15 protein-coding genes and 1 pseudogene are annotated in these 21,166 nt (G+C 65.4%); all 16 read right to left on the minus strand.

Annotation, left to right across the window (positions count from 1 at the left end; translation table 11 throughout):
* Positions 1-10: 10 nt before the first annotated feature.
* Entirely contained in the window at positions 11-1,288 is a 1,278-nt protein-coding gene (gene otnK, locus C8C99_RS20435; protein WP_108626726.1) for a 3-oxo-tetronate kinase, read from the minus strand.
* On the minus strand, positions 1,285-2,196 hold the full coding sequence (gene ltnD / locus C8C99_RS20440; protein ID WP_108626727.1) for an L-threonate dehydrogenase: 912 nt from the start codon (positions 2,194-2,196) through the stop codon (positions 1,285-1,287). Before ltnD ends, otnK begins: the two co-directional genes overlap by 4 nt.
* Positions 2,197-2,233: 37 nt before the next feature.
* Positions 2,234-3,601: pseudogene (locus C8C99_RS20445) on the minus strand (GntP family transporter).
* A 372-nt stretch (positions 3,602-3,973) separates the two neighbouring features.
* A complete protein-coding gene (locus C8C99_RS20450) occupies positions 3,974-4,753 on the minus strand; it encodes a FadR/GntR family transcriptional regulator (RefSeq protein ID WP_108626728.1) in 780 nt (259 codons plus the stop codon).
* A gap of 115 nt (positions 4,754-4,868) precedes the next feature.
* The gene (locus tag C8C99_RS20455; protein WP_108626729.1) at positions 4,869-5,912 is read right to left on the minus strand and encodes a patatin-like phospholipase family protein; all 1,044 of its coding nucleotides are present in this window, start codon (positions 5,910-5,912) and stop codon (positions 4,869-4,871) included.
* 130 nt (positions 5,913-6,042) lie between these two features.
* A complete protein-coding gene (locus C8C99_RS20460; RefSeq protein ID WP_108626730.1) occupies positions 6,043-6,531 on the minus strand; it encodes a nucleoside deaminase in 489 nt (162 codons plus the stop codon).
* Positions 6,524-7,291: an ABC transporter permease gene (locus C8C99_RS20465; protein ID WP_060986854.1), complete on the minus strand. Its 768-nt coding sequence runs from the start codon at positions 7,289-7,291 to the stop codon at positions 6,524-6,526. The genes C8C99_RS20460 and C8C99_RS20465 overlap by 8 nt, the downstream gene beginning before the upstream one ends.
* 24 nt (positions 7,292-7,315) lie before the next feature.
* A complete protein-coding gene (locus tag C8C99_RS20470; protein ID WP_108626731.1) occupies positions 7,316-8,140 on the minus strand; it encodes an ABC transporter ATP-binding protein in 825 nt (274 codons plus the stop codon).
* A 72-nt stretch (positions 8,141-8,212) separates the two neighbouring features.
* Positions 8,213-9,244: an ABC transporter substrate-binding protein gene (locus tag C8C99_RS20475; RefSeq protein WP_108626732.1), complete on the minus strand. Its 1,032-nt coding sequence runs from the start codon at positions 9,242-9,244 to the stop codon at positions 8,213-8,215.
* 281 nt (positions 9,245-9,525) lie between these two features.
* Positions 9,526-11,832 (minus strand): NADP-dependent malic enzyme, encoded by a 2,307-nt coding sequence (locus C8C99_RS20480; RefSeq protein ID WP_108626733.1) that lies wholly within the window; start codon positions 11,830-11,832, stop codon positions 9,526-9,528.
* 450 nt (positions 11,833-12,282) lie between these two features.
* The gene (locus C8C99_RS20490; protein WP_108626734.1) at positions 12,283-13,770 is read right to left on the minus strand and encodes a nucleobase:cation symporter-2 family protein; all 1,488 of its coding nucleotides are present in this window, start codon (positions 13,768-13,770) and stop codon (positions 12,283-12,285) included.
* Between the two features lie 198 nt (positions 13,771-13,968).
* A complete protein-coding gene (locus C8C99_RS20495; protein WP_108626735.1) occupies positions 13,969-14,673 on the minus strand; it encodes a GntR family transcriptional regulator in 705 nt (234 codons plus the stop codon).
* 38 nt (positions 14,674-14,711) lie between these two features.
* A complete protein-coding gene (locus tag C8C99_RS20500) occupies positions 14,712-15,992 on the minus strand; it encodes a C4-dicarboxylate transporter DctA (protein ID WP_108626736.1) in 1,281 nt (426 codons plus the stop codon).
* Between the two features lie 192 nt (positions 15,993-16,184).
* Positions 16,185-17,972, minus strand: coding sequence for a gamma-glutamyltransferase (gene ggt, locus C8C99_RS20505; RefSeq protein ID WP_056641557.1), 1,788 nt, complete (start codon positions 17,970-17,972; stop codon positions 16,185-16,187).
* Between the two features lie 168 nt (positions 17,973-18,140).
* Positions 18,141-19,376 (minus strand): ArgE/DapE family deacylase, encoded by a 1,236-nt coding sequence (locus tag C8C99_RS20510; protein WP_108626737.1) that lies wholly within the window; start codon positions 19,374-19,376, stop codon positions 18,141-18,143.
* On the minus strand, positions 19,373-21,166 hold the full coding sequence (gene uraD, locus C8C99_RS20515) for a 2-oxo-4-hydroxy-4-carboxy-5-ureidoimidazoline decarboxylase (protein WP_108626738.1): 1,794 nt from the start codon (positions 21,164-21,166) through the stop codon (positions 19,373-19,375). The genes C8C99_RS20510 and uraD overlap by 4 nt, the downstream gene beginning before the upstream one ends.

Below are 21,166 nucleotides of genomic sequence, written 5' to 3' on the forward strand. Positions count from 1 at the left end.
GGGGTAGAGGTCATGCCTGCAATTGTGCAAAAGCCTTGGTGAAAAAGTCGGTGCTACCAAAATTGCCCGACTTCAGCGTGATGTGCAGCCCGTCCTTGGCGTCGGGGGCCACGGCGTGGCACCACGGCACGCCGGGGTCAATCTGCGCGCCAATGCGCATTTGCGTGATGTCCAGGGCCTGCACGCAGGCACCAGATGTTTCACCGCCCGCCACGATGAGCTGGCGCACACCGCGCTGCACCAGGCCGCGTGCAATGGCGGCAATGGTGTCTTCCACCATGGCACCGGCTTTCTCGGAGCCCAGCTTGCCCTGAATGGCGCGCACGGCCGATGGCTCGGCGGTGGAATACACCAGCACCGGGCCTTGGCCGATGTGGCCTTCGGCCCAGGCCAGCGCTTCGGCGGCCACGTCCACCCCTGCGGCAATGCGCAGCGGGTCGATGGCCAAGGCGGGCTTGCCCGCCTTGATGAAATCCATGACCTGCTGGTTGGTGGCCACCGAGCAACTGCCCGACACGATGGCCTGCAGGCCCTGCGCAGCAGGCAGGCGGGCGGCCTCATTGCTGGGCGCCACGCCAAAGTTGCCCGGCAGGCCAATGGCCACGCCAGAGCCTGCGGTGACCAGCGGCATGCCCTTGAGCGCAGGGCCCAGGCGCAGCAGGTCGGCGTTGGACACCGCATCCACCACAGCCATGCGCACGCCCTCGGCCTTCAGTTGGTCGATGCGTGCGCGGATGGCGGCCTCGCCCTGTGCGACCACGCTGTGGTCGATGAGGCCCACGCGGCTGGGTGTTTGTGCCTGCAGCACGCGCACCAGATTGGGGTCGATCATGGGCGTGAGCGGGTGGTTTTGCATGCCGCTCTCGTTCAGCAGCACATCGCCCACAAACAGGTAGCCCTTGAACACGGTGCGCTTGTTGTCGGGGAACGCGGGCGTGGCGATGGTGAAGTCGGTGCCCAGGGCTTGCATCAGCGCATCGGTCACGGGGCCGATGTTGCCTTCGGCGGTGCTGTCAAAGGTGGAGCAGTATTTGAAGTAGATCTGCTCAGCGCCCTGCGCCTTGAGCCACTGCAGCGCAGCCAGCGACTGGGCAATCGCTTCGTCTTTTGGAATGGTGCGCGACTTGAGTGCGACCACGATGGCATCGGCCTCGGTATCCAACGGCGCCGTGGGCACGCCCATCGCCTGCACCACGCGCATGCCTGCGCGCACCAGGTTGTTGGCCAGATCGGTGGCGCCGGTGAAATCGTCGGCAATGCAGCCCAGCAGTGCACGTGCGCGTGTCATGCCTTGTCCTTCCCTTCGGGCAGAGTGATGCCGGGGAAAATCTTGATCACAGCGCTGTCATCTTCCTTGGCAAAGCCTGCAGTCGATGCCTGCATGAACATCTGGTGTGCCGTGGCGGCCAGCGGCAGAGGGAATTTGCTGGCGCGCGCGGTGTCCAGCACCAGGCCCAGGTCCTTCACGAAGATATCGACGGCCGACAGCGGTGTGTAGTCGCCCGCCAGCACATGGGCCATGCGGTTTTCAAACATCCAGCTGTTGCCTGCGCTGTTCGTGATCACTTCATACAAGGCGCTGGCTTCCACGCCTTCGCGCAGGCCCAGGGCCATGGCTTCGGCGGCCACGGCGATGTGCACACCGGCCAGCAGCTGGTTGATGATTTTGACCTTGCTGCCCGCGCCCGCCTTGTCACCCAGGCGGTACACCTTGCCGGCCATGCCGTCGAGTACGGCGCCCGCAGCGGCATAGGCCTCGGGCTTGGCCGAGGTCATCATGGTCATCTGGCCCGATGCAGCCTTGGCGGCGCCGCCGGAGATGGGCGCGTCCACATAGTGCAGGCCCAGGGCGTTCAGGCGCGCTTCCAGCGCCACCGACCAGTTCGGGTCCACGGTGGAGCACATCACAAAGGTGCTGCCGGGGCGCATGGTGCTGGCCGCGCCGCTTTGGCCATCGTCGCCAAACAGCACGCTCTCGGTCTGCGCGGCGTTGACCACCACCGACACCACCACATCACTTACCGCTGCCATAGCAGCCGTGGTGGCGTGGGCCGTGCCACCGTCTGCCACTAAGGCATCGGCTACGCCGGGGCGCACGTCGCACACGTGGATGGTGAAGCCGTTGTTGCGCAGGGTCTTGGCAATGCCAGCGCCCATGGCGCCCAGGCCGATGATGCCGACGGTGGGTTGGGTCATGTTGTCAGTCCTTCAAAGAAATTCAAAAAGTGGGCGCTCAGGCCACCAGCACCCAAAGCAAAGCCGTGAGTGCAAAGCCCGCCAGGCCCAGCACGGTGGTCAGCACCGTCCAAGTGCGCAGGCCATCGCCCACGCTCAGGCCCAGGTAGCGGGTCACGATCCAGAAGCCCGAATCGTTGACGTGGGACAGACCCAGGCTGCCAAAGCCAATGGCAACCGTGAGCAGCGCCACTTGCAAGGGGGAATACCCGCCACCCGCCATCGCATCGGCCAGCAGGCCGCAGGTGGTGATGATGGCCACGGTGGCCGAGCCTTGGGCAGCGCGCAGGGCCAGAGAGATGATGAACGCCAGCAGGATGAGCGGCAGATGGGTAGCGGTGAGGCTTTGCGACAGCGCAGCGCCAATGCCGCTGGCCGTGAGCACCTTGGCAAACACGCCGCCCGCGCCCGTCACCAGGATCACGGTGGCAGCAGGGGGCAGGGCGGATTCCATGATGGCGTTGGTGCGCTCGCGGTTCTAGCCCTGGTTACGGCCCAGCAGGAACATCGCCAGGCCCACGGCCACCATCAGTGCAAAGATGGGCGAGCCGATGAAGCCCAGCACGTTGCGCAGGTTGTCGCCCTTGGGCAGCAACGTGGCGCCGGTGGTGCCAGCCATGATGAGGGCCAGGGGAATGATGATCAGCGCCATGATGGTGCCGACGCTTGGAGCAGCGCTTGCTTTGCTGGTCTTGCTGTCTTCGCTGTTGCCAAAGGCCGCAAACTGCTCGGCCGTGGTGGGCAGCATGGGGTAGCCCTTGCGATTGAGCCAGCCCGCCACGACCTGCGACAACGCCGCCAGCGGGATGCAGATGGCCAGGCCAATGATGGTGATCCAGCCAATGTCGCCCTTGACGATGGCCGCCCCGCCCACTATGCCGGGGTGCGGTGGCACCACCACGTGCGCGGCCAGCATGATGCCTGCTACAGGCAGGCCGAACTTGATGGGGTTGACGCCCGCTGCTTTGCAAAAGCCGTAGACGATGGGCACCAGGATGATGAAGCCCACATCAAAAAACACCGGGATGGCCAGCACCAGCGCGGCGGCCGTGAGGGCCATGGGCACCCGTGTGGGGCCCAGCAGCTGAGTAAAGCGGTTGGCCAGGCTGGCCGCGCCACCCGAGACCTCGATCATCCGCCCCAGCATGGAGCCCAGCGCTACCAGGATGGCCACCGACCCCAGCGTGCCGCCCATGCCCGCAATCAGCGTGCTGATGATGTCGCCAATCGGCATGCCGGTGGCAAACGCCACGAGAAAGCTCACCAGCATCATCGCCACGAAAGCGTGGACCTGCCAGCGGATGATGAGCAACAGGAGCAGGCCAATGCTGCCGGCGCCGATGCCGAGAAATGCGAGGGTGGACATGAACGGGGTATCTCCGGGATGGAAGGGGGCAGGCCCAGATGGAGGCCGCTGAAAACGGCCTGGTGAGGGAGGCTGGGCACACCCGGTTTGGTGTGTTTATATGGTTATCATACAAATTATTGCGATCTGTACTCCTACGGGTTAACCCGCGTGTGCCAGTGCATCGAGAGGGTGGGTGACGCGCTTTTGAGGCGTTTTGGTGCTCAAGCGCTAGTGCAATATGCCTGAGTAGCTACCAAATAGGTAGCAAATCAACAATGTGGCCGGGCGCAAGCCCCGCCGCCGCCACGCCACAAGCCTCACACGGATGCGTGCTACGCCGCTACCGCAGACGCGTTCAAGCCCATCGCGCAGGCATCTCAGCGATGCAGCTCAGAACACCAGCGGCGTAGATGCCGCCACCAGCGGCTGGGCCAGCCGAGCGCCGTCCTGGGCCCAGAACGACAGGTCGGCCTGCTCGATGCGGGCCAGTGCGTTCTTCATGTGCTGCGCCGCAGCGGCCCGTGCGGCCACCGGGTCGCCCGCCTCGATGGCGCGCACGATGTGGGTGTGCTCGTGGGTCACCGCGTCGGCAAAATCGGTGCGCCGCGCTTCGTTGGCGCGCGTGACGCGGGTGGCGCCTTTGAGGAACTGCGCCAGGTAATTCAACGTGCTGATCATGAAAGGGTTGCCTGCAGCGTGGGCAATGGCGCGGTGGAACAGCACGTCTTCTTCCACCCCGTCGCGGCCTGCACGCACGGCGTCGGCAATGTGCTGCATGGCGGCGCGGATGGCGGCCATATCGTCATCGGTGCGGCGCAGGGCCGCCAGCTCGGCCACCTCGGCCTCCAGCGCGCGGCGCACTTCCACAATCTGCATCACCGCCTCGCGCGATGCGGCGAGGGGCACATCAAACTGCAAAGGCTCGATGCCGGGCGCAAGCACGTACACGCCGCTGCCCTGCCGCGAGTCCACCAGCCCCAACGATTTGAGCCGCGAGATGGCCTCACGCACCACCGTCCGGCTGACCTGGAACTGCTGCGCCAGCGCGGCCTCGGTGGGCAGTTTGTCGGCCGCCTGGATGCGGCCCGCGCGGATCTCGGCCTCCAGCGCGCTGGCGACCTGGTCCGATAGCTTGGCGCTGGGCTTGACGGCGGAAAACGGCGAAGACATGGAATGGGTGGGGCGGGCAGTGGGGGCGTGAAGTTGGTGCCGGGTTGTGCCGGCAGGCCGGAGCTCAGCTGACTTTACCCGAAGGGCACTACGCCGGAATCGTTGGTTTGCTGCGCTACTTGGGCACCGGGCAGGAGTCGTCCAGCTTGGCCAGGCCCGCCAGCTTTTGCAGCCGGCTGCGGTTGTCCAGGCAGGCCTGGTACTGCACCTCGGCCGCCTTCTGCTGGGCCTGCGCCGCCGCCTTGGAGCGTTCGGCCTGCAGCTGGGCCACGCGCTCGCGGATTTGTGGCATCACGGCCAGTGCGGCCTTTTCGCCTTCCACGATGGCATTGGCGCGCTGGCTGAAGTCGGCGGCACCAATGTCCAGCACCTGCGGGCGGACGATCACGTCGGCCCGCGCCAGTTCGGCCTGGCCCAGCTTCTGGCCCATGATGGCAATCGACTGGTTCAGCGCGCCCAGCATGTTGCCCGGCGTCTGGCCCCGGGCCTTGTTGGAGATATCCACGGCAATCACGATGTCCGCGCCCAGCTGGCGTGCGGCATCCACCGGCACGGGGCTCACGATGCCGCCATCCACAAAGTGGTATTTGCCGATGGTGACGGGCTGGAACACGCCCGGCACGCTGCTTGATGCGCGCACGGCCTGGCCGGTGTTGCCGCGTGCAAACACGGTGCGCTCGCCGTCTTCCAGCCGCGTGGCGACGACGACAAAGGGCTTGGCCATCTGCTCCAGCGGCTTGCGGCGCACCTGTTCGTTCACGTAGTCTTCCAGCTTCTGCCCCAGCACCAGGCCCCCGGACGAGAGCTGCAGGTCGCGGATCTTGGCTTCGTCCAGCGCCACGGCCTTTTCCTGCATCTCGAAGGCGTTCATGCCACTGGCATACAGCGCGCCCACCACGCTGCCTGCGCTGGTGCCCGAGACCACGGCAGGCGCCAGTCCATTGGCCTCCAGCATCTTGATCACGCCAATGTGCGCAAAGCCCTTGGCCGCCCCCCCGCCCAGGGCGATACCGATGCGGATGGGGGGTGTGGTGGATGGGGTCGCTGCGACCGGTGTGGCATCGCCCGCCGCTGGCTGTGTTGGTGCGGTGCCGCCGCATGCGGCCAGACCTGCTGCGGCCCCAAGGGCCAGAAGGCGCAAAAGATGGGTCAAGCGCATGCGGTGTGATCCTGCTGTCGTCCAAACGGGGCGGGCAGTATAGCGGCAGGGTGCCGGGGCACCCGTTGGTGGTGTCTTTTGCTACTGAAACAGGAGCTACTCGCGCTTTTCATACAAGCGCCGGAGCCCATTACTGCCAGAAATCGCGGTGCAGGGCCGTGATCTCGTCCTGCAGTGCGGGCACCGGGCCCAGTACCTCGGTGGGGCGCTGGCCGCTGGCAAACACCGTGCGGCAGGGCAGGGCCAGCGTGGGGTTCTCGGGGTGGTCGCCCGTCAGGGCGAGCAGGGCGGTTTCCTCAGCGCCATACAGCACGCGGCCGATGCCCGCCCAGTAGATGGTGCCCGCACACATGGCGCAGGGCTCGAAGGTGGTGACCAGCGTGCACTGGGCCAAGTAGGCGCCGGGGTAGTTGGCCGCCGCCGTGCGCGCTAGCGTGCTCTCGGCGTGGTTCACGGTGTCGATGTTGCCCTGCTCGGCCAGCACCGTCTCGCCACCGGGTGCAACCAGCAGGGCGCCAAACGGGTGGCGGCCCATGTCCTTGGCGCGCTGGGCCACGGCGTTGGCGCGGCGCAGCAGCGTGGCTGCCTGGGCTTCGTTCAACGCCGCCGGGTTATTCACCTTGAGAGCCTCGGTGCGCCCAGCCCGTGGTGCGTTTTTCGATCCAGCTGAACAGCTCGTACATCACCATGGCCATGGCGCCCACCACCATCAGGCCGGCAAAGGCCAGGCCCATCTGCATGGACGAGCCCGCGCTGATCAGCAGGTAGCCAATGCCTTCGTTTGCAGCGGTCATCTCCGACACGGTGGTGCCCACAAAGGCCAGCGTGATGGCCACCTTGAGCGAGCCGTAGAAGTACGGCATGGAGCGGGGCAGGCCCACCTTGGTCAGCACGTCCCAGCGCTTGGCGCCCAGCACGCGCAGCACGTCTTCCAGCTCGGGCTCCAGCGTGGCCAGGCCGGTGGCGATGTTGACCATGATGGGGAAGAAGCTGATGAGAAACGCCGTGAGGATGGCCGGGCCCACGCCGATGCCGAACCACACCACCAGGATGGGCACAAAGGCGGCCTTGGGCAGGGCGTTGAAGGCGGTCATCAGCGGGTACACGGCGGCATAGGCGATGCGCGAGCTGCCGATCACAAAGCCCAGCAGCACACCCACGACGATAGCGATGCCGAAGCCCGCCATGGTGACCCAGAAGGTGCGCCAGGCATGGCCTGCGATGACGCCGCTGAACTCCACCAGCTGCACGCCGATGGCCCAGGGGCTGGGGAACAGGTATTCAGGGATGCTGAAGGCCGAGCAGATGATTTGCCACAGCAGGATGGTGGCGACGAGCAGGATCCAGGGGGACCAGCGCTCCACGGTTTTCTTGTGCATGGGGATGAGGCGCTTTCTTTGTTCTTATTGCTGGATGGGCGCGCCTGCTTTTCGCAGGGCGCCGATGTGACCACGCAGCTCGTGCACGATGTCGGTGAACTCCTTGGTGTAGGTCACTTCCAGGTCGCGTGGGCGGGGGAGTTCGATCTCCTTCTTCACCACAAACCGGCCGGGGCTCTTGCTCATCACATACACCGTGTCGGCCAGGAAGACCGACTCGCGCAGGTCGTGCGTGACCAGGATCACGTTGAATTGCTGCTCGGTCCACAGGTCGCGCAGGATGCACCACAGCTCTTCGCGCGTGAAGGCGTCGAGCGCGCCAAACGGCTCGTCCAGCAGCAACATCTTGGGCTCGTGGATCAGCGCGCGGCAGATGCTGGCGCGCTGCTGCATGCCGCCCGAGAGCTGCCAGGGGAACTTGTCTTCATACCCCGCGAGGCCCACCTTCTGCAGCAGCTTGCGGGCGCGTTCTTCGTATTCCTTGCGCTTTTGCTTGAAGTGGCTGCGGTAGGGCTCGACGATTTCGAGCGGCAGCAGCACGTTGTCGACCGTGGTGCGCCAGGGCAGCAGCGAAGGCGCCTGGAAGGCCATGCCCGACACCTTCAGCGGCCCTGTTACCGACTGCCCGTCAATGAGGATCTTACCCATCGACGGCATCTTGAGGCCCGTGGCCAGCTTCATGAAGGTGGACTTGCCGCAGCCCGAGGGGCCGACGATGGCGATGAATTCGCCGCGCCGCACCTGCAGGTCGATGGCTTCGACCGCAAACTGGTTCTTGGCGCGCAGCTCGTCGTTGTAGGCGAGCCAGACGTCCCGGAAGTCCACAAAATAGTTGTCAGCAGCCTGCATGGAAGTTTTTGTGCTCAGAATGGTCGCAGGTGTTAGTGAATCATGCGCCTGCAGCTATCAAATTAATAGTGGTTACTTCTTGGGCAGGATGTTCAGCTCGGCAGCGCTGGGCAAAAAGCTGGCGTTCCACACATCCTCGGCGTTCACGCGGGTCTTGGTGTTGAACGCATCCGACACCTGCGACGCCATCAGCGAGAGGCGGCCGGGCTTGAGCTGGCCAAAGCCTTCGGCGCGGGCGTCGGGGCTGTTGATCACGGTGTCGATGGCCAGCTGCAGGCGGCGGGTTTCGAGCGGCACGTTCACGATGCCGTCGCGCGCCTTCACGTATTCGATGGAGGCTGCAGGGTTGGCAATGACTTCCTTGGCGCCCTTGGTGAAGGCCGACAGGAACGCCTTGATGGCGCCCGGGTTCTCCTTGATGAGCTTGGGGCTGGCAATGATCACGTTGCCGTACAGCTTCACGCCAAAGTCGGCATAGGGCAGCACCACCACGTCGGCTGCCTTGGCGCCACGGGCTTCCAGGTTGAGCAGCGAGGTGAAGGTGAAGCCGGTGATGGCGTCCACGTCACCGCGCACCAGCATGGTTTCGCGCAGTGGCGGGTCCATGGCGGTCCAGGTCACGGCGCCGATGCCGTTGGCTTTCTGGAAGATGGGGAACGCGCGGCGGCCTGCGTCAAACACAGGGGCGCCCAGCTTCTTGCCGGCCAGGTCGGCGGGCTTGGTGATGCCGCTCTTTTTCAGCGCCATGACCGAGGCGGGCGTGTTGTTGTAGACCACCATCACCGCCACGGGCTTGTTCTGCGCGTCGGGGTTGTTGGCGTGGAACTCCATCACCGCGGCCAGGTCGGCAAAACCCATGTCGTACGTGCCCGATGCCACGCGCTGCACCGCGCCGCCGGAGCCGTTGCCCGCATCCACCGTCACATCCAGGCCTGCGGCCTTGAAGTAGCCCTTGGCCACAGGCTTCAGGAACAGCGCGGCAGGGCCTTCAAAACGCCAGTCGAGCTGGAACTTGATGGGCGTAGAGGCCTGCGCCTGGGCCAGCGATGCGCTGCCGATCAGGGCCAGGGCGGCGGCGGTTTGCATGAACAGTCTTTTTTTCATTCGAGGCTCCTGTCGGGCAAGGGGAAATGCGGTGAGGGAAGGTGTTGGCCCCGTCCAGGGGCCATGCACCTGCAGTCAGCAAAAACGATGCCCGGTTTGCGGATGCGGGTGTTTTGCCGTGCCCCATTGTTCACCGAAGTGGTGCATGCCAGCATGCTGGGTTTCCCGAAATGGTGCAGACGTGATGCGGGGGGTGGTCGTGCCCATGAAAAACGGGGCCCTGGGGCCCCGTTGAATCGGTGGGTGAGCTGGCCGCTCAGGGCCAGCGAGGCATAGCGCGCTCAGCGTGGACGAGCGGCAGCGCTGGCCACCGCCAGGGCCGTCATGTTGAGCACGCGGCGCACGGTGGCAGCCGGGGTCAGGATGTAGGCCGTGGCAGCGGCGCCCATCAGGATGGGGCCCACCGTGACGCCACCGCTGGTGGTGGTCTTGAGCACGTTGTAGAGGATGTTGGCGGCATCCAGGTTGGGGCAGATCAGCAGGTTGGCCGAGTCCGTCAGGGTCGAGTCCGCCATGTAGGCGTTGCGGATGTTTGGCTCCAGCGCGGCATCGCCGTGCAGCTCGCCGTCGCACTCGATCTCGGGGTGGGCGGCCACGAACAGGTCGCGCGCCTCGCGCATCTTGCGGGCCGACGCGCGCTTGGACGAGCCATAGCTGGAGTGCGACAGGAAGGCGACCTTGGGCGGGATGCCAAAGCGCTGCACCTCCTGCACCGACATCCAGGCGATGTCCGCCAGCTGCTGGGCCGTGGGGTCTTCGTTCACGTAGGTGTCGGCAATGAACAGCGTGCCCCGGTTGGTCATCAGCGCGTTCAGCGCCGCGTAGTTGTTGGCGCCTTCCTGGCGGCCGATGATGCTGTGGATGCGCTCCAGGTGCGTCTCGTACGTGCCCACCAGGCCGCAGATCATGGCGTCCGCATCGCCCAGCGTGACCATCAGCGAGGCAATGATGGTGTTGGAGCGGCGCACGGCGGCCTTGGCCACTTCGGGCGAGGCACCGTTGCGCTTCATCAGCTGGTGGTAGTGCTCCCAGTACTGGCGGAAGCGCGGGTCGTCCTCGGGGTTGCACACCTCCACGTCCTTGCCCAGCTGCATGCGCAGGCCGGCCTTGGCAATGCGGGCGGCGATCACGGCGGGGCGGCCGATGAGGATGGGGTGGGCGATCTTGTCGTCAATGGCCATCTGCGCGGCGCGCAGGGCGCGCTCGTCTTCACCGTCGGCGTAGGCCACGCGCTTTTGCGCATCGGGCAGGGCCTTGGCCGCATTGATCACGGGGCGCATCAGCATGCCGGTCTGGTAGACAAAGCGCGACAGCGTTTCCTTGTAGGCCTCCATGTCTTCGATGGGACGCGTGGCCACGCCCGACTCGGCAGCGGCCTTGGCCACGGCGGGGGCGATCTTGAGGATCAGGCGCGAGTCGAACGGCGTGGGGATCAGGTAGTCGGGGCCGAAGGTCAGCTCTTTGCCCGCATAGGCGCTGGCCACTTCTTCGCTGATGTCGGCCTTGGCCAGGTCGGCGATCTGGCGCACGCAGGCCAGCTTCATGGCTTCGGTGATCTTGGTGGCGCCGCAGTCCAGCGCGCCACGGAAGATGTACGGGAAGCACAGGACGTTGTTGACCTGGTTCGGGTAGTCCGAGCGGCCCGTGGCGATGATGCAGTCAGGGCGGATGGCCTTGGCCAGTTCGGGGCGAATTTCAGGCTCGGGGTTGGCCAGCGCCAGGATGATGGGCTTGGGGCCCATGGTCTTGACCATCTCGGCCGTGAGCACGCCGGGGGCCGAGCAGCCCAGGAACACGTCGGCGCCGTTGACCGCATCGGCCAGCGTGCGGGCGTCGGTCTTTTGCGCGTAGGCCGCTTTCGATTCGTCGTAGCCGCCGGGGCGGCCTTCGTAGATCACGCCCTTGGAGTCGCACACAAAGATGTTCTCGACCTTCACTCCCAGGCCTACCATCACGTTCAGGCAGGCAATGGCGGCTGCGCCCGCGCCCGACACGGCAATCTTGACCTGGTCGATCTGCTTGCCCACCAGCTCCAGGCCGTTGAGCAGCGCTGCGCTGCTGATGATGGCCGTGCCGTGCTGGTCGTCATGGAACACCGGGATGTTCATGCGCTTGCTGAGTTCGCGCTCGATGTAGAAGCACTCGGGCGCCTTGATGTCTTCCAGGTTGATGCCGCCCAGCGTGGGCTCCAGCGCCGCGATGATCTCGATGAGCTTGTCGGGGTCGCGCTCGGCCAGTTCGATGTCGAACACATCGACGCCGGCAAACTTCTTGAACAGGCAGCCCTTGCCTTCCATCACCGGCTTGCTGGCCAGCGGGCCGATGTCGCCCAGGCCCAGCACCGCCGTGCCGTTGGTGATCACCGCGACCAGGTTGCCGCGCGAGGTGAAGTCAAACGCCTTGGAGGGGTCGGCGGCGATGTCGAGGCACGGATAGGCCACGCCCGGCGAGTAGGCCAGCGACAGGTCGCGCTGGTTGGACAAAGGCTTGGTGGGGGTGACCGAAATCTTGCCCCGGGTGGGGTTGCGGTGGTATTCGCGCGCAGCGTCGCGCAGGGCCTGTTCGGCGGCGGAAATGTTCTGTGTCATGCGGAAATCCTGGAAGTCCTGGGCGGAAAGCAAAAACAAGGGTACCCGATGGCGTGGGCGGCTAGCATGCAGGTTTATGCGGATGCAGCATAAGAGCCTGTTCAAAGTCTTTTTGGAGTCGCACAAGTCCCTTGCCGGGATGGGATGCAAGGCGCGGTGCGCAGCCAATAGCCCATGCTATTGGCAAGCGCCGCAACGCCGCAGGCCGCCCGGCAAGGCACTTGCCCGAAGGGTTGGAGTGAAATCGGTTGATTGAACGCCCCGGCTGCTTGCATGGGCATGAGCCCATGCGGCGCACCCGACGCATCCACTCCTCCCGATTGCACTCCAATGCGATCTCCAAAAAGACTTTGAACAGGCTCTAAAGCCAAAACCCCCTGGCAGCCGTGGCGGACAGGGGGCGGGGCCACGCGGGCGGTGGCGGGTTTTCGGCAACGGGCAGGCGGGATGCTAGTGGGCGTCGGCCTGGCGTGCGGCGTTGACAGCGGCGGAGGTGTCGCGGCTGGCGCCATTGAAGAAAACGTTCAGGGCCACAGCCGTGATCGAGGCCAGGAGGATACCGGATTCGATCAGAGGGTGGATGGCATGCGGCATCCACTGGCGGAAGTTGGGCGCGATCAGCGGCACCATGCCCACGCCGATGGAGACAGCCACGATCATGGCGTTGAAACGGTTGGTCTTGAAGTCCACCCCGCCCAGGATGCGGATGCCCGTGGCCGCCACCATGCCGAACATCACCAGCCCCGCGCCGCCCAGCACCATGGTGGGCAGCGACTCGACCAGGGCGGCCATCTTGGGCAGCACGCCCAGCACGATCAGGATCACGCCGCCGGCGACGCACACGAAGCGGCTCTTGACGCCGGTGACGGCCACCAGCCCAACGTTCTGCGAGAAGCTGGTGTACGGAAAGGTGTTGAAGATACCGCCCAGCAGCGTGCCCAGGCCGTCGGTGCGCAGGCCGCGCGTGAGGGCCGCCTGGTCCACCTTGCGGTCGGTCATCTCGCCCAGTGCCAGGAACATGCCGGTGGATTCGATCATGACCACGATCATCACCAGGGTCATGGTCAGGATCAGGATGGGATCGAACACGGGCCCGGCAATCTCGAACGGCAGCACCAGGTCAAACCACTGCGCCTTGGCCACCTTGTCGAAATTCATCATGCCCAGCGCCACGGCCACCACTGCGCCGATGACGATGCCCAGCAGCACCGAGATGTTGGCAATGAAGCCCTTGGCGAACTTGGCGATCAGCAGGATGGACAGCAGCACCAGGCCCGAGATGCCCACGCCGGTCAGGTCCGCGTACTTTGGGTTGGGCACCGTAGGCACCACGGCAAAGCCCTTGGGAATGGGGGGCAGTGATGAGCCCGGTGCGCCAGCGACGGACTGCATCTCGCTCAGCCACTTGATGTGTTCGGGGTTCACCACATTGGGCGCCGTGGGGCCCACGGGGTTGCCGAAGATCCAGTTGATGCCCACGCGCATCAGGCTGATGCCGATGACCGCAATGATGGTGCCAGTGACCACGGGCGGGAAGAAACGGAGCATGCGGCTCACCAGCGGAGCAATCAGGATGGAGATCACGCCCGCGCCGATCACCGAACCAAAGATCAGCCCGGCCCCGGCCGTGCCGCCCGTGCTCTGCGCCATCGAGATCATGGGCGCCACCGAGGCAAAGGTCACCCCCATCATCACCGGCAGCTGAATGCCAAACCAGCGCGAGGCGCCCAGTGCCTGGATCAGCGTGACCAGCCCGCACACAAACAGGTCGGCCGAGATCAGCTTGGCCACCTGGTCGGGCGTGAGGTTGAGCGCGCGGCCCACGATGAGCGGCACCGCCACGGCACCCGCATACATCACCAGCACATGCTGCAGGCCCAGCGCCGTCAGTCGCCCCAGGGGCAGGTGTTCGTCCACGGGGTGTACGGGCGGGTTCATGGGGGTCCTTCGGCGGGTTGGGAGTGTGAATACGAGAGGAACACTGGCCCCAGATGGTGCACAGATGTCCATACAAAAATCGTATACAAAATGACCGGGCGCGCTTATCCCGGTTAACCCTTAGACGGGCGCAGCAATTTCCCGCCTGCCGTGGTGGAGGCGGTTGGACTATGGGTGACCTGGGTGCCCTCCCTGTGGCTAGCCCGGGTCCGTGGCTGCCGCCTTGGTGCGTGGGCTGGTCAGCGGCGCCAGCGACTCGCGCAGGCGGTCGCGCACCAGCGGCTGGCCGGGGTTGAGGGCGCCTTCCACATGGCCAATGTGGGCAAGCATGCGTTCGCGGGCCAGGGTGGTGTTGCCGGCCTCCAGCGCCTCCACAATGGCGGCATGCTCCGCACAAGACTGGCTGGCCGCGTGCTGCGACTGGTACAGCGACGCGGCCAGGGTGGTGCGCGCCGTGAGGTCGCGCAGGATGTCGCTCAGGCTGCGGTGGCCCATCGCCTCGGCCAGGCAGACGTGGAAATCTGCGAGCAAAAAGGCGCGTGTGGCAGCGTCAGCTCCTTCGATGGCCTGCTGTTCGTCGGCGATGTGCGCACGCAGGCGGCGGGTCACGCTCTGCAGCGGGCGGCCCGCATCGGCCAGGATGCCGGATTCGATGATGCGCCGGGCGGAGAAGGCGTCGCGTGCATCCTCCACCGAGGGCTCCACCACGTACCAGCCCCGGCGCGAGCGCACTTCCACAAAGCCCCGTGCCTGCAGCTGCATCAGGGCCTCGCGCACCAGCGTACGGCTCACGCCGAACAGATCGGCCAGCTCCTGCTCGCCCAAGCGCTCGCCGGGCGAGAGTTTTTGCGCGAGGATGGATTCCACTACCTGCTGGGCGATCTGGGTCTGGTTGATGCTCATGGCCGGATTGTCGCGTGCTGTGCAGGAGCTGTGCCCGATCAGGCGCGTGGCAAGGGTGGCTCGCGGCCGTCGAGCACGGCATGGGCGCGTTCGCGGTCGATGTCGTCCTCCCACGCCGCCACGGCCACGGTGGCGACGCAGTTGCCAATGAGGTTGCCCAGCGCGCGGGCGATGCCCATGAACCAGTCCACCGACAGCACCAGCACAAGACCAATCGCCGGGATGGCAGGGATGGCCTGCAAGGTGGCGGCCAGCACGACGATGGCCGAGCCGGGCACGCCGTGTGCACCCTTGGAGGTGACCAGCGAGATCGCCAGGATGGTCAGCAGGTCGGCCATGGAAATCGGGGTGTTGGTGGCCTGGGCGATGAACACGGCCGCCAGCGTGATGTAGATCGAGAACGCGTCCAGGTTGAACGAGTAGCCCGTGGGAATTACCAGACCCACGGTCGAATCGCGGATGCCCATGTGCTTGAGCTTGGCCATGATCTGCGGCAGCACGCTGTCGGACGACGTGGTGGCAAACACCACGGCCAGTTCCTCGCGCAGATAGCGCAGCAGCTTGAACAGGCTGAAGCCCGACACCCGCATGATGAGGCCCAGCACCACCACCACAAAGATGGCCACAGCGGCGTAGAACAGCGCCACCAGCATGCCCAACTGCTTGAGGGAGCCCAGTCCGTACTTGCCCACGGTGAACGCAATGGCGCCCAGCACGCCCAGCGGCGCGAGCTTGATGATCAGGCCCATGGTCTTGAACAGCACATGCGACAGGTCGTCGATCAGGCTGGTGACCCGTGCGCCACGTTCACCGATCAATGCCAGGGCGCACCCAAAAACGATGGAGAAAAGCAGGACCTGCAGCACATCGCCGTTGGCAAACGCGCTCACGGCAGTGGTGGGGATCAGCTTGAGCAAGAAGTCGGTGAAGCCGCCCCCGGTGAGCTTGCTGGCGTTCTCGGCGTAGGCGCCCATGGCTTTGGGGTCGAGCGCCTTGGGGTCCACGTTCATGCCCACACCAGGCTCGAACCAGAACGCCAGCGCCAGGCCCAGCACCAGCGCGATGGAGGTGACCACCTCAAAGTAGATCAGCGATTTGACGCCCACCCGGCCCACCCGCTTCAGGTCGCCCGTGCCTGCGATGCCATGTACCACCACGCAGAAGACGATGAGCGGGATCAGCATCTTGATGAGCTTGATGAAGCCGTCGCCCAGGGGCTTGAGCGCGATGGCGGTGTCAGGCCACACCAGGCCCACCACCACACCGGCTATCAAGGCCAGCACCACCTGGCCAAAAAGGGATTTGAAAAACCGGGGCATGCCAACTCCTTCAGTAGCTTTTTGAACGCAAATCTTGCATACAAGAAATGTAGACAAGTCTGCAGAGCGGCGTATGAGGGTATGCCCGCATGGTGTCGCGAAGGCTGCAATAAAAAAGGCCACGCATTTGTGGTGCGTGGCCTGGCAAATGCTGACAAGCGCAGCTAGCCCGCACTTGGCGGGCACTGGCAATCAATAGCCGAGGGTCTTGCCGTCGGGGTTGCGCGGGTCCGAGTAGCCGTACAGCGCGCCACCGCGGATCTGGATGGTCTGCGTGCGGCCCATCGAGGGCTTGACCGCAATGTTGTGGCCGCGCTGCTTGAGCAGGGCGATGGTGTCGGGCGACAGGCCCTTTTCCACGCGCAGCTCGTCGGGCGTCCACTGGTGGTGCACGCGGGGTGCGGCAGCGGCCTCGGCGGGGTTCATGCCGAAGTCGATGGTGTTGACCACCGTCTGCAGCACCGTGGTGATGATGCGCGCGCCGCCGGGGCTGCCGGTGACCAGCGTGGGCTTGCCGTCCTTCAGCACCAGGGTGGGCGTCATGGACGACAAGGGGCGCTTCTTGGCGGCCACGGCGTTGGCGTCACCGCCGACCAGGCCGTAGGCATTGGCCACGCCGGGCTTGGCCGAGAAGTCGTCCATCTCGTTGTTGAGCAGGATGCCCGTGCCCTTGGCCACGATGCCGCTGCCGAAGTTGGTGTTGAGCGTATACGTCACGGCCACGGCGTTGCCGGCCTTGTCCACCACCGAGTAGTGGGTGGTCTGGTCGCTCTCATACGGCTGGGGCTGACCCGGCTTGATGCTCTTGCCGCTGCGCGCGGTGTTGGCGTCGATGCCCTTGGCCAGCGATGCTGCGTAGCGCTTGGAGGTCAGGCCCTTGAGCGGGATCTTCACGAAATCCGGGTCGCCCAGGTACTCAGCGCGGTCGGCGTAGGCGAGCTTCATGCTCTCGGCCATGTAGTGGATGGTCTGCGCACTGTTCGGGCCCCACTGGGCCAGGGGCAGGGGCTCCAGCATGTTCAAAATCTGCACCAGGTGCGGGCCGCCAGAGGAGGGGGGCGGCATGGTCACGATCTCATAGCCACGGTAGGTGCCGCGCGTGGGCACGCGCTCGGCCACCTTGTATTCGCGCAGGTCCTGCAGTGTGAGGGCTCCGGCGTGCGGCGCCATTTCTGCGGCGATCTTCTGGGCGATATCGCCTTCGTAGAAGGCCCTGGCGCCCTGCTGGCCGATCAGGCGCATGGACTGGGCCAGGTCTTTCTGCACCAGCGGGTCGCCCATCTTCAGGGGCTCGCCGTTCTTCCAGAAGATGGCCTGGGTGGCGGGCCAGTTGCCCATGTTCTTCTTCTCTTGCTGCAGGATCTTGGCGAGCGTCTCGCTGACCGGGAAGCCCTTGTCAGCCAACTCGATGGCGGGGGCGATCACGCGCGACAGGGGCAGGGTGCCCCAGGTCTTGAGCGCATGCTCCATGCCGGCCACGGTGCCGGGCACGCCCACGGCGTAGTGGGTGTACAGCGACTTGCCGTCCACCACATTGCCCTTGGCATCCAGGTACATGTCCCGCGTGGCCTTGATGGGCGCCACTTCGCGGAAGTCGAGCGCAACGCTCTTGCCGGTCTTGGCATCGTGCACCATCATGAAACCGCCGCCGCCCAGGTTGCCCGCGTTGGGCAGCGCCACGGCCAGCGCAAAGCCAATGCCCACGGCGGCATCCACGGCGTTGCCACCGGCCTTGAGGATGTCCAGGCCAATCTGCGAGGCCAGTTCCTGCTCGGTGGCGACCATGCCATTGCGTGCCACCACGGGGTGGAACACATCCATGTCGAAGTCGTAGGCTGCGCTGGCAGCCTGGGCTGAGGCGGTCTGCTGTACTGCGGCTACCGGCTGAGCCTTGGCCACCGGCGGCGTGCTGCCGCAGGCCGTGAGGCTGGCCAGGGCCAGCGCGACGCTGCCGGCCAGCAGCGTTTGGCGAATGTTCATCGGATATCTCCTGGGGTGTTGATTTTTCAAATGACAACGGGCGCACCCATCGGATGGGTGCGCCCGCGTCAGTGTAGGTCGGTCAATGGGTGGCTGGAGGCAACCCAGTCATGACATTGAAGCGCGGTAGCGATGCGCTTCTTGCATTAACGATTGTTATGCTGCAAATCAGGCGAGCAGGTCATTCAATGCACGCGCAATCACCTTGGTCGCGCGGCGCAGGTCTTCCAGCTGCAGGCGCTCGTCGGCGCGCTTGGCATGCGACTCCAGCACCGTGCGCGGGCCCGCGCCATAAATCACGCCGGGGATGCCGCGCTCCACATACAGGCGTACGTCGGTGTACAGCGGTGTGCCCACGGCAGGCACTGGTTCGCCGATCACTGCTTGTGCGTGCTTCTGGATGGCGTCCACCAGCGGTTGGTTGCCGGCCAGCGGCGTCATCGCGTTGGCCAGCAGCAGGCGCTTGATCTCCACGCTGACACCGGCGCGCTCACCTGCGGCCTGTTCAATCACGCGGCGGATGGTGGCTTCGACCTCTACCGGGTTTTCCTCGGGGATCATGCGGCGGTCGAGCTTGAACATCACCTTGCCGGGTACGACGTTGGTGTTGGTTCCCCCTTCGATGCGACCCACGTTCAGGTAGGGGTGCTTGATCCCCTCGACCTTGGACGTGACCTTCTTGTACTCGTCGTTCTGTGCGTACAGCGCGTTCAGGATGTGCACGGCGCCCTGCAGGGCGTCCACGCCGGTGTGGGGCACGGCGGCATGGGCCATCTTGCCGTGCACCGTCACTTCCATCTGCAGGCAGCCGTTGTGGGCGGTGACCACTTCATAGCTGAAGCCCGCGGCAATCATCAGGTCCGGCTTGGTCAGTCCCTTTTGCAGCAGCCAGCCGGGGCCGAGTTCGCCGCCAAACTCTTCGTCGTAGGTGAAGTGCAGCTCTACCGCGCCCTGGGCGGGCTTGGCCACGGCTTCGAGCGCGCGCACCGCGAACGTGAAGCTCGCAAAGTCGCTCTTGCTCACGGCGGTGGCGCGGCCATACATTGCGCCATCGACGATCTCGGCACCGTAGGGGTCGTGCATCCAGCCTTCTCCGGGCGGCACCACGTCGCCGTGGGCGTTCAGGGCGATGGTCTTACCGCCGCTACCGTACGGTCTGCGCACGATGAGATTGGTGATGGACTCCATGCCGTAGGCCTGCACATCGGCGGTGGGCACGGCGTGCTTTTCGGCCTCGTAGCCAAAGTCCTTCAGCAGCTCGGCGGTGCGCTCGGCATGGGGCGCGTTGTTGCCCGGGGGCGTGTCGGTGGGCACGCGCACCAGGGCCTGCAGAAAGCGCACTTCTTCGTCAAAGTGCTGGTCGATCCAGGCGTCCAGCGCGGCGTGGTGGTTCGGAGTGGTCATGGTTGTTGTTCCTCGGCAAGCTGGTGCAGCACCTGGGTGAAGGCGTCCACAGCCAGTTGCATGTCGTTGTTGGTGGTGGATTCGAGCGGGTTGTGGCTGATGCCGGAGTTTTCTCCGCGCACGAACAGCATGGCCTGGGGCATGATTTCGTGCAGCTTCATCGCATCGTGGCCTGCGCCACTGGGCATGCGGAACACGGGCACGCCCAGGTGGTCCACCGCGCGCTCCCAATGGTGCTGCAAGGCTGGGGCGCTGGGGGCTGCGGCGGCGCGCATGGATTCTTCCAGCGTGTAGCGCAGGCCGCGCCGTGCGGCGATCTGGCCCAGGTGGTCCAGCACATCGCGCACCAGTGCGTCGCGTTGCGGGTCGGTGGGCGCACGCAGGTCCATGCTGAACTGGCAGCGGCCCGGCACCACATTAATGGAGCCGCCGGGCACGTTGAGCAGGCCGATCGTGCCCACCGAGTCTCCGTCCTGGGCGGCGCGCTGCTCGATGTACAGTGCCAGTTCTGCCACGGCCACGGCCGCATCACGGCGGCGGTCCATGGGGGTGGTGCCTGCGTGGCTCGCGGTGCCGATCATTTCACCCACAAAGCGCACGCCACCGTTGATGGAGGTGACCACGCCCAACGGCAGGTCCAGCTCGTTGAGCACCGGGCCCTGTTCTATGTGGACTTCAATGAAGCCCAGGTACTGGGCCGGGTCGCGTTGCAGCTTGGCAATGTCGTCGATGCACAGCCCCGCGTGCTGCATGGCCGCGCGCATGGTCACGCCGTCCGCATCCTTCTGGTCCAGCCAGGCAGGGTTGAAGTGCCCAATGAGCGCGCCCGAACCCAGGAAGGTGGCCTTGTAGCGCTGGCCTTCCTCTTCGGCAAAGGCAATCACCTCGATGCCAAACGGCAGGCGCTTGCCCGCTTGGTGCAGTGCACGCACGCAAGCCATGGGCACAAAAATGCCCAGGCGCCCGTCGTACTTGCCGCCATTGCGCACGGTGTCGTAGTGCGAGCCGGTCATGAGGTACTTTGCACCGGGTGTGGCGGCGCGATACCGCCCTACCACGTTGCCCACGGCGTCCACCTCGACCTCGTCAAAGCCACAGTCGCGCATCCAGTGACTGATGCGCTGGGCGCAGGCGCGGTGGGCGTCGGTGAGGTAGGTGACGGTGAGGTAGGTGACGGTGAGCTGACCCTTTTCGGCAAAGCCGGGGTCGGAGTGTTCGGCCAGCTTTTCATGCCAGTCCCACACGTCATTGCCCAGCGCAGGTTCGGCGGCGAACTTGTCGTTCAGCCGGATCTCGGCGATGCGGTGGATGTTGCGCAAGGCCTCTGCCACCTCGAACTCGGGGTGGTTGTCGAGCCGCCGCGCAAAGGTATCGATGATCTGCTGCTTGTTCAGCCCCGCGCCGCGCGGCCCGCGCACGGCCAGAATGAAGGGGAAGCCAAAGCGTGCGTTGTAGTCCGCATTGAGCTGCTGGATGCGCGCAAATTCTTCGGGCGTGCACTGGGTCAGTCCCGCCTTGGACTGCTCATTGGTCGATTCAGTGGTGAGGCTTTTCGCCACCATGGCCTTGCCCGCCAGCTCGGGGTGGGCGCGGATCAGGCCCAGCTGCGCCTCGGTGCTGGCGGTGCGCACCGCGTGGGCCAGGGCATGTTTGAGGTGTGCCAGCGAGCGGAACGGCCGCTGCGTGAGTGCCTGTTCGGCAATCCAGGGGGAATGCTCGTACACGCCGTCCAGCGCCTCCAGGGCCTGCGCGGGCGTGACAGCGTTCAGTTGGTCAAGGGTCCATGCCAT

This window comes from Acidovorax sp. 107 (assembly GCF_003058055.1).
Taxonomy (GTDB): Bacteria; Pseudomonadota; Gammaproteobacteria; order Burkholderiales; family Burkholderiaceae_C; genus Acidovorax.

Excerpts from the sequence above, each read along its gene's own strand:
- otnK (WP_108626726.1), bottom strand. The coding sequence starts at position 1,288 with ATGACACGCGCACGTGCACTGCTGGGCTGCATTGCCGACGATTTCACC.
- ltnD (WP_108626727.1), bottom strand. The coding sequence starts at position 2,196 with ATGACCCAACCCACCGTCGGCATCATCGGCCTGGGCGCCATGGGCGCT.
- C8C99_RS20450 (WP_108626728.1), bottom strand. The coding sequence starts at position 4,753 with ATGTCTTCGCCGTTTTCCGCCGTCAAGCCCAGCGCCAAGCTATCGGAC.
- C8C99_RS20455 (WP_108626729.1), bottom strand. The coding sequence starts at position 5,912 with ATGCGCTTGACCCATCTTTTGCGCCTTCTGGCCCTTGGGGCCGCAGCA.
- C8C99_RS20465 (WP_060986854.1), bottom strand. The coding sequence starts at position 7,291 with ATGCACAAGAAAACCGTGGAGCGCTGGTCCCCCTGGATCCTGCTCGTC.
- C8C99_RS20470 (WP_108626731.1), bottom strand. The coding sequence starts at position 8,140 with ATGCAGGCTGCTGACAACTATTTTGTGGACTTCCGGGACGTCTGGCTC.
- C8C99_RS20475 (WP_108626732.1), bottom strand. The coding sequence starts at position 9,244 with ATGAAAAAAAGACTGTTCATGCAAACCGCCGCCGCCCTGGCCCTGATC.
- C8C99_RS20480 (WP_108626733.1), bottom strand. The coding sequence starts at position 11,832 with ATGACACAGAACATTTCCGCCGCCGAACAGGCCCTGCGCGACGCTGCG.
- C8C99_RS20490 (WP_108626734.1), bottom strand. The coding sequence starts at position 13,770 with ATGAACCCGCCCGTACACCCCGTGGACGAACACCTGCCCCTGGGGCGA.
- C8C99_RS20495 (WP_108626735.1), bottom strand. The coding sequence starts at position 14,673 with ATGAGCATCAACCAGACCCAGATCGCCCAGCAGGTAGTGGAATCCATC.
- C8C99_RS20500 (WP_108626736.1), bottom strand. The coding sequence starts at position 15,992 with ATGCCCCGGTTTTTCAAATCCCTTTTTGGCCAGGTGGTGCTGGCCTTG.
- ggt (WP_056641557.1), bottom strand. The coding sequence starts at position 17,972 with ATGAACATTCGCCAAACGCTGCTGGCCGGCAGCGTCGCGCTGGCCCTG.
- C8C99_RS20510 (WP_108626737.1), bottom strand. The coding sequence starts at position 19,376 with ATGACCACTCCGAACCACCACGCCGCGCTGGACGCCTGGATCGACCAG.
- uraD (WP_108626738.1), bottom strand. The coding sequence starts at position 21,166 with ATGGCATGGACCCTTGACCAACTGAACGCTGTCACGCCCGCGCAGGCC.